Source organism: Pseudoalteromonas sp. MER144-MNA-CIBAN-0113 (assembly GCF_040308965.1).
In the GTDB taxonomy this organism is placed as follows: Bacteria; Pseudomonadota; Gammaproteobacteria; order Enterobacterales; family Alteromonadaceae; genus Pseudoalteromonas; species Pseudoalteromonas tetraodonis.
Genome location: NZ_JBEOOG010000012.1, coordinates 1 through 17,392, shown reverse-complemented (window position 1 = coordinate 17,392; position 17,392 = coordinate 1). Strand labels below are relative to the sequence as shown.

The 17,392-nt window shown below is 39.5% G+C and carries 15 protein-coding genes; 5 read left to right on the top strand and 10 right to left on the bottom strand.

Going from position 1 to position 17,392, the window contains the following annotated elements:
- Positions 1–157: 157 nt before the first annotated feature.
- A complete protein-coding gene (yddG, locus tag AAEY57_RS04820; RefSeq protein WP_350606676.1) occupies positions 158–1,060 on the top strand; it encodes an aromatic amino acid DMT transporter YddG in 903 nt (300 codons plus the stop codon).
- 52 nt (positions 1,061–1,112) lie between these two features.
- On the opposite strand, the gene AAEY57_RS04815 is transcribed toward yddG, so the two are convergent.
- Positions 1,113–1,532 carry an MAPEG family protein gene (locus AAEY57_RS04815; protein ID WP_350606673.1) on the bottom strand — a complete coding sequence of 140 codons (420 nt, stop codon included), beginning with the start codon at positions 1,530–1,532 and terminating at the stop codon, positions 1,113–1,115.
- A gap of 279 nt (positions 1,533–1,811) precedes the next feature.
- Between AAEY57_RS04815 and AAEY57_RS04810 the strand changes: the two genes are divergently transcribed.
- Entirely contained in the window at positions 1,812–2,891 is a 1,080-nt protein-coding gene (locus tag AAEY57_RS04810; protein WP_502935487.1) for a DUF3103 family protein, read from the top strand.
- Between the two features lie 301 nt (positions 2,892–3,192).
- Here the strand turns inward: AAEY57_RS04810 and AAEY57_RS04805 are convergent, their stop codons facing one another.
- The 4 genes from AAEY57_RS04805 to AAEY57_RS04790 all read right to left on the bottom strand — a co-directional run bounded on the left by AAEY57_RS04805 (position 3,193) and on the right by AAEY57_RS04790 (position 9,479).
- Positions 3,193–4,314, bottom strand: a complete 1,122-nt coding sequence (locus AAEY57_RS04805; protein WP_350606669.1) for an ABC transporter permease — start codon at positions 4,312–4,314, stop codon at positions 3,193–3,195.
- A 2-nt stretch (positions 4,315–4,316) separates the two neighbouring features.
- Positions 4,317–7,106 (bottom strand): ribosome-associated ATPase/putative transporter RbbA, encoded by a 2,790-nt coding sequence (rbbA, locus tag AAEY57_RS04800; protein ID WP_350606666.1) that lies wholly within the window; start codon positions 7,104–7,106, stop codon positions 4,317–4,319.
- Positions 7,106–8,110 (bottom strand): HlyD family secretion protein, encoded by a 1,005-nt coding sequence (locus AAEY57_RS04795; protein ID WP_350606663.1) that lies wholly within the window; start codon positions 8,108–8,110, stop codon positions 7,106–7,108. The genes rbbA and AAEY57_RS04795 overlap by 1 nt, the downstream gene beginning before the upstream one ends.
- A 355-nt stretch (positions 8,111–8,465) precedes the next feature.
- Positions 8,466–9,479, bottom strand: coding sequence for an endonuclease/exonuclease/phosphatase family protein (locus AAEY57_RS04790; RefSeq protein ID WP_350606661.1), 1,014 nt, complete (start codon positions 9,477–9,479; stop codon positions 8,466–8,468).
- Between the two features lie 234 nt (positions 9,480–9,713).
- Here AAEY57_RS04790 and AAEY57_RS04785 point away from each other — a divergent pair, with 234 nt between their 5' ends.
- Both AAEY57_RS04785 and AAEY57_RS04780 read left to right on the top strand, forming a co-directional pair.
- Positions 9,714–10,976: a valine--pyruvate transaminase gene (locus AAEY57_RS04785; protein WP_350606659.1), complete on the top strand. Its 1,263-nt coding sequence runs from the start codon at positions 9,714–9,716 to the stop codon at positions 10,974–10,976.
- 401 nt (positions 10,977–11,377) lie between these two features.
- The gene (locus tag AAEY57_RS04780) at positions 11,378–12,577 is read left to right on the top strand and encodes an Nramp family divalent metal transporter (protein ID WP_350606656.1); all 1,200 of its coding nucleotides are present in this window, start codon (positions 11,378–11,380) and stop codon (positions 12,575–12,577) included.
- 74 nt (positions 12,578–12,651) lie between these two features.
- Here AAEY57_RS04780 and AAEY57_RS04775 read toward each other — a convergent pair whose 3' ends face one another.
- Positions 12,652–13,116 carry a hypothetical protein gene (locus tag AAEY57_RS04775; protein ID WP_350606654.1) on the bottom strand — a complete coding sequence of 155 codons (465 nt, stop codon included), beginning with the start codon at positions 13,114–13,116 and terminating at the stop codon, positions 12,652–12,654.
- Between AAEY57_RS04775 and AAEY57_RS04770 the strand changes: the two genes are divergently transcribed.
- A complete protein-coding gene (locus AAEY57_RS04770; protein ID WP_350606651.1) occupies positions 13,101–14,282 on the top strand; it encodes a PQQ-dependent sugar dehydrogenase in 1,182 nt (393 codons plus the stop codon). The two genes, AAEY57_RS04775 and AAEY57_RS04770, sit on opposite strands and share 16 nt — an antisense overlap.
- Positions 14,283–14,598: 316 nt before the next feature.
- Here the strand turns inward: AAEY57_RS04770 and AAEY57_RS04765 are convergent, their stop codons facing one another.
- From AAEY57_RS04765 to AAEY57_RS04750, 4 genes are all read right to left on the bottom strand, one after another.
- Positions 14,599–14,925, bottom strand: a complete 327-nt coding sequence (locus AAEY57_RS04765) for a YggL 50S ribosome-binding family protein (RefSeq protein WP_350606650.1) — start codon at positions 14,923–14,925, stop codon at positions 14,599–14,601.
- Between the two features lie 321 nt (positions 14,926–15,246).
- Positions 15,247–15,645, bottom strand: coding sequence for a hypothetical protein (locus AAEY57_RS04760; protein ID WP_350606647.1), 399 nt, complete (start codon positions 15,643–15,645; stop codon positions 15,247–15,249).
- 94 nt (positions 15,646–15,739) lie between these two features.
- Entirely contained in the window at positions 15,740–16,708 is a 969-nt protein-coding gene (locus tag AAEY57_RS04755; protein ID WP_350606645.1) for a hypothetical protein, read from the bottom strand.
- Between the two features lie 115 nt (positions 16,709–16,823).
- Positions 16,824–17,291, bottom strand: a complete 468-nt coding sequence (locus tag AAEY57_RS04750; RefSeq protein ID WP_131692155.1) for a nuclear transport factor 2 family protein — start codon at positions 17,289–17,291, stop codon at positions 16,824–16,826.
- Positions 17,292–17,392 lie beyond the last annotated feature (101 nt).

The following is a 17,392-nucleotide window of genomic DNA, read 5'->3' as shown; positions in this document are numbered from 1 at the left end:
ATTAAGCTTGCCCTGCTTAATGCTACATTCTGTCCTTAGCTATTGATCTTAAATATAATTTATAAGCATTTAGTCGGCATTTTGATACATATGCTTGTTCTTTAAATCATAAAATGCCACATTCCCCGTGTTTTATCATCACGCTTTGAATTTTATTATGTCTTTATTAAGTAAACACAAATACACCCTGTTTGGGGTGCTCGCAATTTTGCTCTGGAGCAGTTTAACTGCCTTTATTCGCGACTTATCAGAACTATTTAGCCCAATTGGTGGCGCTGCTTTAATGTACAGCGTCAGTGCGATTTTTTTAATACTAGTCATGGGTGTACCAAGGCTAAGCAATTACCCAAAACGCTATTTAGTCTTTGGTGGTAGCTTATTTGTTATTTACGAAATGTGTTTAGCGTTATCCCTCGGCTTTGCAAATAGTCGCCAGCAAGCGTTGGAAATGGCGATTATTAACTACCTTTGGCCAGCGTTAACCATTTTATTTTCGATTATTGTTAACCGCACTAAAGTAAGCGTATTAGTCTACCCCAGCATACTGATTGCGTTTTTAGGCGTTGCATGGTGCATTGCAGGTAATAGTGGTTTATCTGTGGAAGTATTAACCGCTAATATTAGTGACAATCCAGTACCCTACTCCATGGCATTTGCAGCGGCGTTTATTTGGGCTGTGTATTGCAGTGTAACGGTAAAACTTAGCGAGGGTAAAAATGCCATTAGTATATTTTTTGCAGCCACGGCAATCTTTTTATGGATAAGTTACGGATTGAGTAATGAACCCAGCTTTGAGTTTAACGTATATTCTAGTTTTACTTTATTGCTGGCAGGGGTGGTTATTGGTGGAGGTTACGCACTATGGAACCAAGCAATCATTGGCGGTAATCTAGTGTTGTTAGGCACCTTGTCTTACTTTACTCCTGTATTGTCTACGCTATTTGCCTCTATTTACTTATCACTATCGCTCACCAACGCATTTTGGCAAGGCGTAGTATTAGTTACATTAGGCTCATTAATGTGTTTTATTGTAACGCGAAAAACAAAGCCAGCCCAATAAAATAAGTAAGCGAAAAGCTAGAGACTGTCTGCTTTTCGCTTTAATCATTTACTTAACTAGCTAATCGCAGTCCTAACAGCACTAACATCACAATGTTTGTAATCACACCGATTAAAAAGAAGTAACTACGCGGGCTGGGGTTTTTCTCGGTGGCAATGGCGTAATACAGTGCCATATGAATTAAACGTGCAATAACGTAAACCCAAATACAGATTGCAAAAACCGAACTGTGGTAATTAATCACAAAGGCAAATAAAACCGTTCCTATAAATAACGCACTATTTTCTAATGTGTTATGAAAGGTGCGATGCGCTCTAAATATAAAACTCTCATGAGATAGGTCTTTATCAATTTTTCCTGGTACAGCCCCAGGCTGTTTGGCTTTACTAAACGTTGCCACTGCCCACTGAACTAACATCATAATTAAATATAAATAAAATGCTATAAACGCTGAATGTGCTATATCGGTCATTGTTTAATCCTTTGTGTTGTTATTAGAGTAGTAGTTACAGCAACTATCAAGCCAAAGATAAGCCACTGATGTATATAGTAATTACTTTTTAGTAAAATAATTTTTTGTAATAGATTCATTCTTTATATAAAACTTACTCTATCACAGCGTCTTGGTATTTTTTTAGAGTCTGAGCGCAACTTAAAACCAGTACTAATTACGTATTTTATAATTTTTATTTGAGCATTTATTCTAAGTGTTGTTTTATAGTGTTACTGATAACGGAACGGTAAAATGAATATGATGAATAAAATAACCAAATGCTTGGTAACCTTAGCGCTATTGAACTGTGTATCAGCGCCCGCTTTTTCAGCTCAATATGAAATCGAAAAAGGTGAAAACTTGGCTAAGTTTGCGCAATACAAAGACGTAGCCACCATTAAACGCAATTTCGCAAAACAAATAGCGCTTAATTACAGTGTATTAAACGCTGATCTTAAACAAACGCTAAGCCAATATAAACTGGTTTTGAATGCGGATCAGCTACCGTCTTTAGGTATGCACACACAACAAAATACTCGTTTAGCAAACAACGCGTTACAACAACTGAAAGGTTTACCACAAAACACCGGTAGTTTGTTACAAGTGCGTTTGGCAAGCGATAAAATGCTTAGCGCTTGGCAGCAAGGCGAACGCCCTTTATTTGCATTTGCACCCGCTGGTGACGATACGCAATGGAGCGAGATTGAAGCGTTCGATCAGTATGGTGACATTCATTATCTTAGTGTTGACCAAATGCCGACCCAACCTGTCTTTATTGTCGAATTAGATCAACAAAAAGTACAAGATGCGGGTATTGCAGTAATGAGAGGAATTTTATCTACTAACAAATTCAGTAAAACCACGGTTAGTCCAAAAAACCAGTTAAGCAATGAACAACCCCTGCAAACTAGTGTATTGAAAAAAATACGCTTAGAAGATGACAAAGAACCTTGGATCTCAGGTGGTGCTGAAATTTATGCCATTGTAACGGGTATCGACCCGACCCGAGATGAACCAATATTAGATATCGTTGATTTACTCTTAATGGAACAAGATGACAACACCAACTATAAAACTCTAGCAATAAAATTATTAGAAATATCAGAGCAAGTAATGGCGAGCATTCCTGATTTACAAGCGCAGGGTTATGCCATTATCCCTATACTGACCAATGAACTACTTAAAGCAATGCCGGATGAGTGGTTTACTAATAATGACGATTATGTTGATGTTTTTTACACGCTGTTTGAAAACAAAGACTATCAAGAATATAAAGGTGCAAGCAGTAATGCGACCATTACGCTGTCTCCTTTAGAAATTAACCCAAGACTAAACTAAGTCATCCCCATTCGCTTAATTATTATTGCGGATGGTATCACTCCCCCATACTTCAATAGCCACCGATTAGCGCTTTAACGTTAACGGGTGGCTTTATCTTAAAGTCATTTTTTGAAAACACGCGTTATATTTAATACCAATCTGCTTGGATATGGGATCTATTTTAACGATAAGAAAATTGCTCTATAACTAGGCAAAATTTTTGATATCTAGTTGTTCTAAATGAAAAATTTTTAACAACGTTAAAGGGTGATTTAATTCGTTAAATTGTTCAAATATTTATGCAGGTTGGTATATTACCCTAACCTTGCGCCACTGATTTACGAAAGCGCATTAATGCAACAATAAAAAACACACTGCCAATAACAGTTAATGCTAAAAAGTAAGGCCAAACTACATCCCACCCTGCTCCTCGGTATAAAATTGCTTGAGCAAATTTTACAAATTGCGTTGTTGGCGCCAATAACATTATATTTTGCACCACCTCAGGCATACTTTCACGCGGCGTAACACCGCCAGAGAGCATTTGTAATGGTAATAAAATTAAGATCATCAATAACCCGAGTTGCGGCATGGTGCGCGCCTGTGTGCCTAACAATATACCCAGCGATGTGGTCGCAAATAAATGAATAGCAACGCCAAATAAAAATAAGCCTGGCGAGCCATGAACAGGCACTTGTAACAAACCTTCGATCACAATAAATAATGAAAACGTAGTCAGTAATAAAATCACTAATCCATTGGCCCAAATTTTCGCCATCACTATTTCAAAGGGGCTTAACGGCATCACTAATAAATGCTCTAATGTGCCGTGTTCGCGTTCACGGATCACCGCGGCGCCAGTTAAAATAATCGAAATCATTGTGATCACGTTCATTAATTCCATCACGCTACCAAACCATACACTTGTCATGTTTGGATTAAACATAATGTGCGCCGATTGCTTTATTGGCAATGAATAAACGGTTCGATAACCTTGCACAAACTCATTTACTTCGCCGTTAATAATAGTTTGAATATAGTTATCACCAATAAATGCTTGCGACATACGCGTAGCATCTATATTTACTTGAATCGTAGGTTGCTTAGCTGCAAGTACATCACGCTCAAAATAAGGCGGTATATTAAGCACAAAAGTATAACGGCCATTATCCATAGCTGAGTCAATATCGCTTAATGAAATACTGTCTGGTGTTTTAAAGTAAGGCTCATAAAAGGCATTAATAATACGCTTAGATAATTGCGATTGGTCGTGATCAACAATAGCAATCGGCGCATTATTTAACTCTATCGACGTGGCTGAAGCCACTACATAAATCAGCCCAGTAAAAGCAAAAAAAACGAATAGCAGCAAAACCTTATCACGCCATAAACTACGCAACTCTTTAATACCTAAATTAATAATGTTTCCGCGACGTTGCATGGCTATTTGTCCTGCTTTGGAAGTAAAAATACACTGGCCAGAGTCAGCACGGGTATAAAAGCGAATAAAGGCAGTAGCTGGGCTGATAAATCAGAAAAATTAAGCGCTTTATTAAAGACCCCTCGACACGCCTCTAAAAAGTAGGTGGTTGGAAACAGTTTGCCAATAATCGCCCCAAACCCTTCCAAGGAAGAAACGGGGTCAATTAGCCCACAAAAGTTAACGGCAATCATCAACACCACCACCGTAGTGGCTGCAAGTGCTGAAATTTGTGTTTTTGTAAAAGCCGAAATTAACAGCCCCACCCCCGTAGTCGCTGTAACGTATAATAATGCAGCCAAACTAAGCGCCCAAAAGCTGCCTTTTAGCGCCACACCAAACACGGTAATAGCAAGTGCGACTAAGCCAAAAAAGCTGATCATACTCACTAAAATGTAAGGCAGCTGTTTGCCAATAATAAATTCCAGCCGATTAACCGGTGTTACATATAAGTTTATGATTGAACCCAACTCTTTTTCGCGCACTACGCCAAGCGCCATCAATATTGCAGGAATAAATACCAATAGTAGTGGAATAACCGCCGGCACCATGGCCTCAATGCTTTTAAAATCTTGGTTATAACGATAGCGAGATTCAATATTAGCTGGCACTAAGTTTGGTACTTGTGCATAAGTGCGCAAAGATAAGTTGGTTAAATAGCTGTAATACACGCCGCTCATATAACCATTAATCGTTTCTGCCCTAAACGGCATAGAACCATCAATCCACACTACAATTTCAGGTTTACGGCCGCGTTTAAATTGCTGAGCAAAGTTAGGTGGAATTTCAACGGCCACGCTTAACTCACCACTGCGCATTCGTTTATCAAGTTCTTGCGGACTTTTAATATCTGCTTTTTGAATAAAGTAACGCGAACCTGCCATATTTTGAATGTAGTTGCGGCTCTCGGGTGATTGGTCTTGATCTAGTACCGCAAAGCTTAAATCTTCAACATCAAATGTAATGCCGTAACCTAAAATAAACAGCAAAATTATCGAGCCCAGCAAAGCAAACGTTAGGCGAATAGGATCACGCCACAACTCTAGCGTTTCGCGATGCGCATAACCAAATAACCGCAACAAACTAAATGTGGGGTTAGTGTTATTTTTACGAGTAGCGGGCGCTGTAGCCAATGCTTTGGGTTTATCCGTTATCGATGCTTGTATCGCCGAGCTTGCTCCCGCTGCATTTACCGCCTCTTCTAAATATTCAATAAAGGCAGCTTCTAGTGTGTCGGTATTACGCGCTTGGCACAGTGCAGCTGGCGTATCGCTGGCAAGTATTTTACCTGCATGCATTAACGAAATTCTATCGCAACGTGCCGCTTCATCCATAAAGTGAGTCGAAATAAAAATAGTCACGCCTTGTTCGCGCGAAAGCTCAATGAGTAGCTGCCAAAAGTCATCCCTTGCAACGGGGTCTACCCCCGATGTGGGCTCATCAAGTATGAGCATTTCAGGGCTATGTACTACCGCAACAGCAAGCGATAAACGCTGGCGAATACCTAGGGGCAAATCGGTAGGAAAATCGTCACTGTATTTTTTAAGGTTAAACCGAGTAATTAAATCTTTAACGCGCGGCTCTATTTTCTCTGCAGGTAAGTGAAATAAACGCGCATGCAATACCAAGTTTTGCTTCACTGTAAGCTCGTTATAAAGCGAAAATGCTTGCGACATAAAACCAACGCGTTTGCGGCTTTCGATGTTATTGGCATCGACCTTTTCACCAAACAATTTTGCTTCGCCACTGGTTGCCGGTTGTAACCCCGTAAGCATTTTCATTGTGGTAGTTTTGCCACAGCCATTTGAGCCTAAAAAGCCAAAAATTTCACCTTGTTCAATACTCAAGCTCACCTTGTTAACAGCGGTAAAATCGCCAAATGTTTTACATAATCCATTTGCTTCTATAGCGAACTGAGTTGTGTTTAAGTCTTGTTTACGAGGTGGCACAACTAACCGCTGATGATCATGGCGATTTTCTTCAGGAAGTAATGCTATAAAGGCTTCATCAAGCGATTCTGTATTAGTTTGCGCTTTCAGGTTTTGTGGGCTGCCCGTACCGATTACTTTTCCATCGTCCATAGCAACTAGCCAATCAAAATCATCGGCTTCTTCCATGTAGGCGGTCGCAACCAGTACGCTCATTTGTGTATTTTCAGCGCGAATACTGTTTATTAATTGCCAAAATTGACGACGCGATAGCGGATCAACTCCGGTAGTTGGCTCATCTAAAATTAATAATTGAGGGTCATGGATCAGTGCGCAGCACAAACCGAGTTTTTGTTTCATCCCACCAGAGAGCTTTTCTGCGGGGCGATCGGCAAATGCCTCTAAGCCTGTACTTTTTAAAAGGTTATTAATTCGTTGTTTTCGCTCGGCTTTATTTTGAGAAAATAGACGACCAAAAAAATCTATATTTTCAAACACAGAAAGTGTTGGATACACATTTTTGCCAAGCCCTTGAGGCATGTAAGCGATGCGTGGCGACACCGTATTACGAAAACCACTGCTGCGCATATTGCCGTTTAATACCTCAACCTCCCCCTCTTGAATCGCCCTTGCCCCCGCTATAAGTGCCAGCAAGCTTGATTTTCCTACGCCATCAGGGCCTATAAACCCGACCATTTTCCCGGCAGGTAATGAAATACTAATGTTGTCCAGCACGCGATTATTAGCATAGCGATGGCTCACCTTAGTAAGCGTAACCACACTTTCACTTGGTGGCTTTTGAATGTTTTTATCGTCGTTATCCATTATTCAGGCACTCGTACCTGTAATGACGTAGGCCAATTTTTTTCAGGCGCTAACAACACATAAGCAAGCCCTGGCACCCCTGTTTTTACTTGTTTGATATGATCTTTTAATAACTGCGAATCGAGCTTTACCTTAACTCTAAACATCAGTTTATCGCGCTCGTTTCGGGTTTCTACCGATTTAGGGGTAAATTGCGCCTGTGCAGATACAAACGTCACTTTAGCCGGCAATGTATACTCGGCAACAGCATCAATAACAATGCGCGCTTGTGAGCCTATTGTTACCTTGCCCGCTTGCGCTGTTGGTAAATATATACTCATATAAACATCGGTTAAATCCAATAACGATAAAACCTTGCCACCACCGCCAAGCACTTCGCCAGGCTCAGCTAATCGATACAATATGCGTCCATTGATTGGTGCTGTTAACGTGCTGTCGGCTATGTTGCTTTGTAATCGCTCAATACGTGCTTGCGCTGCTTCTATTTCAGCATCCGACTGCACAACTTTTACGTTTGCCGCGGTTAAAGCAGCTTGCGCAATAGCAGAGGTGGTTCGTTGTTGATCTACCACTTCTGTTGAAATATGGCCTTTTTCTAATAATTTTGCAGAGCGGCGCAATTCAGTTTGTGCAAAATTAAGCTCACTTTTATGCTGCTCTACAATCGCTAATGCGTATTTACGAGACTCATTAGCAACACGAAGCCCCGCCTGAGCTTCACGTAACTGTGCATTTAAATCATCAGTATCAATAACCGCTAACGTTTGACCCGCTTTGACCATATCGCCTTCTTGCACCATAACATCAACTAAGCGGCCCGGTAATTTTGTAGCAATATCGTACTCAGTCGCTTCAATTCGCCCATTTCCATAGGCAACACTGTCAGGGAGTTGTTCAGCAAATGATGTAGGCTGCAAGGTTTGCCAAGCATACCAGCCAGCCCCCCCCACAATGACCAATACAGCGAGCTTACTCAAAGATTTGAACGTTGATTTAATTGTCATGTGCTAAAACTCCATGTATGTATAAAGTAATGTAAGTGAGGGTAGTCAAGGTAAAAATTTTTAGGATACAGCACGCTATTTGTTATATGAAAGCAACCCTGCTTTGTAAGTACATCAAGGGTAGTTGTAATAAGCGATTTAAACGAACTTAAAAATCCACCGTCACTAATCTACCACTCTCACCGTTAATAAAGATGATGTGGATCAATATAAATTAGAGTTAATGCACTAATTATTAGTGATTTTTTAAAACAACAGGATAAAGGAAAGGGAGAACATCAAGGCACCTACTGAGCGCCTTAATATTAATTATGTCAGCGGCAGATTAGCTTATAATTTTTAGTAACAAAACCCGTTACGTCCTTAATGCTAAGCTAATCAATACCACGCCATGATCTGTGCTTAAATCATCACGCTCAAATTCAGGGTTAATTAAATGACGATCGTAAGTATGGTACTGGCTCACCTCAAAAAAGCTGTCGTCGTAACTTGAGTCAAACTCGCAAGATAACAAAATGTAGTCAAGCACTGAGCTGCTCGCGCCAAAATAATGGGTAGGCTTTCGCTTTAAATCCACTGTATTTTCATTATTTTGATTAGCCAAATTTAATTGCGACTTTGCAAATAACTGCCATGCGTCGTTAAGGCAATATTTTGCAAGGTAAGTGTTACTGTCAAACGTCGGGGCAAAGCGCAGTGTATTTGTTAGTAAATGGCTTAAAACGCCATCAGCTAAGTCGTTGTTAAAATCGCCCATTAAAACCATTGGGTTTTGTGTAGATTCGCGGCGTGCAATGATGTCTATCATCAGTAATGTGGCTTCACTGCCGCGCTGAATAGTTGAGCCCCAACTCCCTGCTATATCGGCTTTTAATAGCTCGATAATATTTTTTTCGGGTGCGAGGTTTTTGTTTTGCTCATCAAGCTCTATCATTGAGCGCTTAGACTTAAAATGCACCACATAACAATCCGTGTTGCCAATATGCGGTAAGGTTATTGTAGCTCTAAGCACCTTTCGGCTAAATGTAAAATCCTCAGTTAAGCCAAGGGTTTTAGCAAGCTCATGGTCATGCTCAACAGTTGCCACTTCAACGATGGGGTATTTAGCAGCAAGCGCTACTACAGGGCGTTTGTAAATAAAGTCGTCGATTACCTGGGGCTCATCTACCACGGCAAAGTACGCATAACCTTGCTCTTTAACTAATTCTTTAAGCGACTCAATACTAAATACTTCTTGAAAGCCAATCACATCAGGCTGATGCTCGGTTAAGTAATTAATAAGCCAACGCTGCTTTTTAGCCCACTGCTCTGTGGTGTATATACGTTCAAATTCATAATAGGCATTAGGCGGCTCAAGGTAATTAAACAAATTAAAAGTGGCAATTTTAAGAATCGTATCAGTAATAACCGAATCGTCTGCTGTGGTGTTTAAAGGTGTTTTAGTGTGTGATTCAAGGTTGCTGATAAGGCTGCCCTACTTAAAATATGAAAAATGATTATAGCGGGTTATGGCTATAGTAATCTAATCGGTGAAAATTTTTCAATATCAAATTCATAGTGTTAATTTACACTAACTTATCATTTTTTAAGGCACACGGTCATTATGGGTTACTCAAACTTCGGCACTAAATTTACTCAACCTAATGGTATTACTCAGTTAATGGAAGATTTAGGCGATGCTAAAAACAGTAACAATCCAAATATTGTTATGCTCGGTGGTGGTAATCCGGCCCTAGTGCCTGAGGTTAATGATATTTTTATCAATGAGTTACAAAAGCTTGTTGCTAATAATACACTTTCCAACGTATTTGGACTTTACGATGGCCCTACGGGTAATGATGCATTTCGTGCAGCTCTGGCCAAGCAACTAAAAAGTGAATACTCATGGGATTTAACCGCAAATAATATAGCGCTTGGTAATGGCAGCCAAGCCAATTTTTTTGTGTTATTTAATCTGTTAGCTGGCAGTATGCCTGATGGAGGCCATAAAAAGGTTTTATTTCCGCTGGCACCTGAATATGTAGGCTATGCAGATCAAGGCTTAACTGACGATATGTTTGTAGCAATAAAGCCCGATATCGAAATTTTAAATACTGAAAGTGGCTCAAACCAATTTAAATATACCATTAATCTTAAAGCTGTTGAGCAAGTATTAGCAAGCGACAGCAGCATTAGCGCACTGTGTGTATCGCGCCCGACTAACCCAACAGGCAATGTCATTACTGATGAAGGAGTACAGCATCTCGATTTATTGGCTAAGCAATATAATATCCCACTGATCATTGATAACGCCTACGGCGACCCATTCCCTGGGTGTATTTATACCGACGCAAACTTAACCTGGAACTCAAACACTATTTTATGCATGTCACTTTCAAAGCTTGGCCTACCGGGTTTGCGAACCGGTATTGTAGTGGCTAACAATGACATAATTAAAGCCATTGGCCGTATAAATGGCAGTATGGTTTTATCGCCAAACAGTTTTGGCCCAAGTTTAGTAACGCGCCTTATTAATGAAGATGAACTCCTTCCGCTGTGTAAAAATTCAGTGCTGCCTTTTTATCGAGAAAAAGCACAAACAGCAATGAACTTGTTTGATGAAATATTTGCCCACCTCCCCGTTTACTTACACAAAGTAGAAGGCGCATTTTTTATGTGGCTGTGGTTTAAAGAGGCAAAAATAACCAGCGAACAACTTTACCAAAAGCTCAAAGAGCAGGATGTTTATATTATTCCCGGGCATAATTTTTTTATTGGTATTGATGATGCTTGGGCACACAAACACCAGTGTATTCGCATTAATTATGCAACCGATGCCAGCACTTTGCGAAAAGGCTTAGAGGCCATTAAAGCCGTGATGGCATGAATTGATATTTAGGGCATTCAAACCCTTTGCTTGAATACAGTGCGTGCAAAGCGTTTATAGTGCCTATAGTTATTGGCATAAACCTGTGAACAATTTAAGGTTATTCAGTCATTCTTTAAGTCGTTAAATAAGTCCTAAACTGAGGTAAGCAGTTATTACTTTTATTTGTTGATTGTACTAATTTTGTGCAAACGCGCCACACCCCCTTTAAATTTATACATAAGTTGGTATGCTACGCGACCTTTTTTAACATATGATTATCATCAAAAAAGGGTTTGCCAAGGGGCGGCTATCGCTGCAAGGCACTTAATATAAGTGGCAGCAATAATACAGGCATCGCGTTATAAAACGTTAGATGTAACTTTAAATAGCAATATACAAAAGTACTATTAAGGTCAATTATGCGATTAGGACCAGGACTACTCGTCACCGCTGCCTTCATTGGACCAGGGACTATTACGACTGCCAGCGTGGCAGGTGCAAACTTTGGTTTTGCACTAATATGGACATTACTGTTTTCAGTTATTGCCACCATATTATTACAATCTATGGCGGCGCGCCTTGGCGTAGCCACCGGGCAAGATTTAGCGCAAGCGCTAAGAGCTCACATTGAAACGCCCCTATTTAAATCTCTCGCTATATTTTTAGTGATCAGCGCCATTGGAGTAGGTAGTGCCGCCTACGAGGCTGGCAACCTTAGCGGTGCCAGCATGGGATTAATTGAAATATTCCCTCATGTTAATGCCCAGCTTTGGACGCCACTCATTGCATTTTTAAGTGCGGTGTTACTTTACAGCGGTAAACACAAAGTCGTTGAAAACGCGCTTATTTTATTAGTGATTTTAATGAGCCTAGTGTTTATCTCTACACTTGTTATGGCTGCTCCCTCGCTGAGTGATGTGTTAGCAGGGTTTATTCCTAGTATGCCTGAGGGTTCAATTACCACCGTATTGGCATTAGTGGGCACCACCATAGTGCCGTATAACTTATTTTTACACTCAGGTGTTTTAGCTGCAAGACACGACAGCAAAAGTGATAAGCAAAAAGTTATTAAGCAAACTAATGTAGATACGGGTGTGTCTATCACCTTAGGTGGCGTGATCACGCTGGCAATTTTATCAACCGCGTCAGTGGCATTTTATGGCACAGATGCAGGGCAAATTAGCGCTGCCAACATGGCGGTACAACTTGAGCCATTACTTGGCGATGCTGCCCATTACTTTTTTGCTATTGGCTTATTTGCAGCAGGTTTAACCAGCGCAATAACAGCTCCCCTTGCCGGTGCATATGCAGTATGTGGCATGTTAGGTTGGTCAAATAAAATGGATAACACCCGCTTTAAAAGTGTCGCCATTGTTATTTTATTATTTGGTGCGGCGGTAGCATCTCTGGGTTTAGACCCTGTTGCCGTGATAATTTTTGCCCAAGCAGCTAATGGCCTATTACTGCCTATTGTAACCACCTACCTAGTGTGGCTGGTTAACCAAAAATCAGTAATGGGCAAATACACCAACTCAATGTTGGTAAACTTACTTACTTTACCGATGTTAGTGCTTATTTTTGGCTTAAGTGGTTACAAGCTGTTTAGTTTGATTTTTTGATATCACGACGCAATTTATTCACACAAAAGCCGCTATATTAATAGCGGCTTTTTACATTGCAGACCAATACTGACTTAAAAGCCGTGATGCGCTGCCTTGTGCTTATTTTCCTTAATAAGTTTTGCAAATACATAACCCCCTACTGCACCTGCACATAATTGCGCATAAAAACCCCAACCTCTTGCACCTGCAATAATAGTAATATTCATAATAGATTCAATCGCAATTAACGCCGTTGCAAACGCCACCACACCAGCAATAACAAATAGTTGTGTACCTTGCTTGTTCATTTTTTTAGCAATAAACCAAGTAACTAATAAAAACGCGATGGCAAGTGCTACAGCAATAATAGCGCCATAGGTCGGTAGCAAGCCAAGCCAATCTTCAAGGATTAAGTTAACACGGTCATTAAGACTCACTACAACACCTACATTAACTAATTGATTGACAACGTATTGACTATGAAACAAGCTAGCAAGAGTGAATGTAAGTAACCAAGAAACTAAAAATGACGGGAGTATACGTGTTAAAAACTGCATGGTTATCTCAACTTAAAATAAAACTTTTTCCTTACACTAGCAAAGGCTTGCAGGGTAAACAATCTCTATATTGTATTACGCTACTGTCACTTTTAGCGTTTTCTTGTCACGCCAGTGCAGAGTTACCAACACAGCAATACACAGCTAGTACTTTAGCAACAGGGCTCAATTCACCGTGGAGCATGGTTAAACTCCCAAACAATACCTGGTTAATCACCGAGCGTGATGGCCATGTTGTTATCATTAAAAACAACCAACAAACCCGAGTTAAAATAAACTTCGAGGGCTTATACGTTGCAGGGCAAGGTGGTTTACTTGATGTAGTGCTTTCGCCAAATTACAGTGAATCAAAAGAAATTATATTCACTTACGCCCAAGGTGAGCTTGATGCAAACAGGCTAGTAATAGCCAAAGCCACGTTTGATGGTGCGCAATTTTCAACGCCAAAAATTATTTATAAAGTCGCCACCGATAAAGGCACACCGCAGCATTATTCTGGCCGCGCGCTTGTGCTGCCTGATAATACCTTATTATTTTCAAGTGGTGATGGTTTTGACTACCGCGAGCAAGCACAGGTTATTACCAGTCAACTTGGCAAAACATTACGCATAAACTTAAACGGCACAATACCAAGCGATAACCCGTTTATTAGTCACAAAAACGCTAACTCGCATGCCATTTATTCACTCGGGCACCGTAACTTGCAAGGCTTGGTTTATGATCACGATACACAGCAAATTATTAGCCACGAACACGGCCCCGCTGGCGGTGACGAACTCAATTATTTAACAGCTGGCACCAATTACGGCTGGCCAGTAATAACCAACGGTGACGATTATTCACAAGCACGTATTTCCCCCTTTAGAGATTACCCTGGAATGGCTAAACCAGCCGTAGATTGGACGCCCTCAATCGCCCCATCAGGCATGGCATATTATGGCTCTAAGCATACAGCCTTCCCTTCACTGCAACGCCACGTGCTTATTACTACATTGGTCGATAAAAAGCTCTACAGTATTAATTTAGCGAATGGTGAATACACCCAGACTCATATTTTTCCAGAAGCCACAGGCAGGCTCAGAGATGTGTTTGTCACTGCTGAAGGTAATGTAGCGATATTAACGGATGGAAAAGAGGCAAAGTTAATGTTGTTTAAAGCAAATTAATTTACAAAGAGGATAAGAGACGCTGCGCTTTTAGAGGAAAGTAGCGGCTTGAATTAAGCCGCTTTAATAACTTTAAGAACTCTGTTGGGTGGCGCCTTCTGCTTAACCAACCTACTTTTTAACGTAGGTCGGATAAGTGGCGAAGCCACGCCATCCGACAAAAATGATGAATTTACTTGGGGCAACCCGATTTATCATGCTGTGCTTAATATGCAATATAACGGCTTTTAAGTCGCTTTTGTAAATTTAAGTTCTGATATGTGAAGTTAATATTTGCTCATTTTGGTCTTCAACCAAATAATCTTTAAATAAATCATTACACTGCGTAGTTTGCATCAACTAGTTGACTAACAACAATATTTGAAATGTTTTCTTTAGACTTTAACCAAAGCTCAACGTCTGCTCTATCTTGGTTAGTCGCCGAACCGTAACGATTAACAGAACAAATAAAGCCACTGAATGACTTACAGTCACCTCCACCAGCAATACAAAGTTTTCTTTTATCGATGAATTCTAAAAGCTCATCTAGTAATAAATCAAATTCCGCTTCTGTAGCATTTAAATTACAAGTAAATTCAAAACCTAGAATAGCAAATTCATCTAAATACAACTTTTTGCGTAATCGTCTACTTTTAGTACTCATAAATATCCTTTGGCATATGACGCCAACTTATTAATCTGCCAATGAGGTACATAGAGTAAGTTATAAGGAAGAAAAATCCAAAGATAACTTACTATTTAACAAATAGTTAGAACTTAACTAATTACGCTCAATTGTTATCTGAGTACTTTTTAATGAAGATATTTATTCACAAAGAGGATAAGAGACGCTGCGCTTTTAGAGGAATATAATGGCTTAAATTAAGCCGCTTGGAGAAATTTAAGTTCTGATGTCTGAAGTCAAGATTTGACCCCTTTGGTTTTTTGGCGCAGCCAGTGAGTGGTTTTCCGATGACTTGGTTTGTTAGTTTTCAATTTTGTCAGCAATTCTACCATTAATAAATAGTATTCCATTTTTTACAAGTACATCTCCATTCCAGATAGAACCATAGTATGTATCATCAAGATACAAGTCCTTCTCATACTTCCCAACGATCTTTAAAATATGTATCTTCTCGGAAGTCCCGAACTTTATCGTATGGGTTAAGGGCGAGAGAGAGCTTTTACCAATAGTTTCTATAGGAATTAATTTTTCACTATATGGTTCAATGATTGTTACATCTAAACCTGGGTGTATTACGTGATACTCAAACGAATCACCAACCTTTTTTCCTTCATCAGCACCAGTAACTCCGTAAATACTTGCACATCCAGATACAAACATGATTAAGCTAATACAAAATAGTCTCAAAATTGACCCCATAAATTTCCTTGAAAACTAACGCCTCACTCACCGGAATTTTGGGAGCGAAGCGAGTAAAATTTCCGCGTGCAGTGACTTGTTATAAGCCGGTTTTTCACAAATCGAACCCTATTAGCTCTGAAATTAGGATTTTTTGAAAGCATACGATCTTTTTCATTGGGTAAATGGTTGTATTACTAGGAAATTTGACTGTTGGGTGGACTATCATGTTTCGTAAAATTCTCATACATTCCACTACTTTGTCATATTCAAGCCCATCACCCACCTTTTGCATTACTTGCGCTTTAAACTCTTCATCCATGTTACACAGATATTTAGATATTTTTGATTCACCATTTTGTGCTTGGTGCCTACGCCCAAGATATTCTAATACTTTGAAATATGAAATAAACCTTGCATCTTCTTTAAAACGATATGCTTCAGCAACTAAGGAGAATAATTTACTTCTATTTTTGGATTTGTGCTCAGTACCTTCAAGTCCCATTAAATCATCGACAAGATCATTTAGTGACGGCTGATCAAAACCAAAATCATCTTCCCACTCATCAGTTGTATCATCAGGTTTAAATACATCGTCAGGCATAATAAAGGAGTTACCTTTTGATAGAATTTTGTTTATGAGAACCTTTGAATATTGAAATATTGCACTAGCTTTTGTTTCCTTGCAGCTAAATGAAATTGATATGTAATGGTACATATCATTATCTATGTAATAACTTTTCATGAATGGATTTTTACAGCCAATAACTAAAATTGCAAAGTCACTAGGAGAGCCAATGCGAACTTTCACATTGTCAATGTTAGTTGATACTTCATAACCACCACTATGAGAGTCGAGGAACTTGTCACCATCAACTTTGAAAATAAATTCGTAGCAATTATTAAGCCTTAAGCCATTAAAACCTATCCTTTTCACATCAAGGCGCTTGAGAAACTGATTTGCTTCAACAAGATGACTATCGTTCAAGTCAGACTTATCTTGCAGTAGGTCGATCACAGCCTCAGGTATTTCGACAGTTTCATTCTCAGTTTTTACAACTTTATTTTCTATATCGATTTGCACACTGATACTTCCTAAGGTTTATAACGCCAAGCTAGGCGGAAAAATACAGTTAGGCTAAACTGCGCGAAGCGCGAGCCAACTGTAATTTTTCCGTTTAAGCGCCTTGTTATGTGAATTATTTACCGTACCTGCGAATTACTGATACTTTACCATTTTCTAACTCAAGAACATCTAGTACCACTTTGTTATAGCTAAACTCTGAGCCGTCTGAACGTAAGCCTGTAGCGGAGAAAGTATGTTTAAGTGCTATGGAATTATAACCAACAATATACTCAAGAATTTTTGCTTTATAATCGGTATGAACACCTAGATATCGAGACATACCTTCACGCATTAATTTTTTACCATCAGGCTCTCTTGAGTCATCTGGCGCATTAGGAAAATGTTGATTACCAACATCATCAGTTAAGAATGACAAGTAAATCTCTAAGTCTTCTTTAGATGCTCCTGGTTGTTGTGTATTAGTCATTGCTTGATGGTATTGCTTAACAAAATTCTCATAATCAAATTTATCATCACTCGCAAAAGCAATGGTTGAAATTAGAGAGATTGAAATAGCTAGAATTGAAATATATTTGTTCATTGGTACTCCTTACCGTGAGATTCACATAACGAGCCTGTAGAATAACTCGTTTTTAATTTATTTTTATTGATGCATTAACCATAGCCGAGTTCCTATTTTGA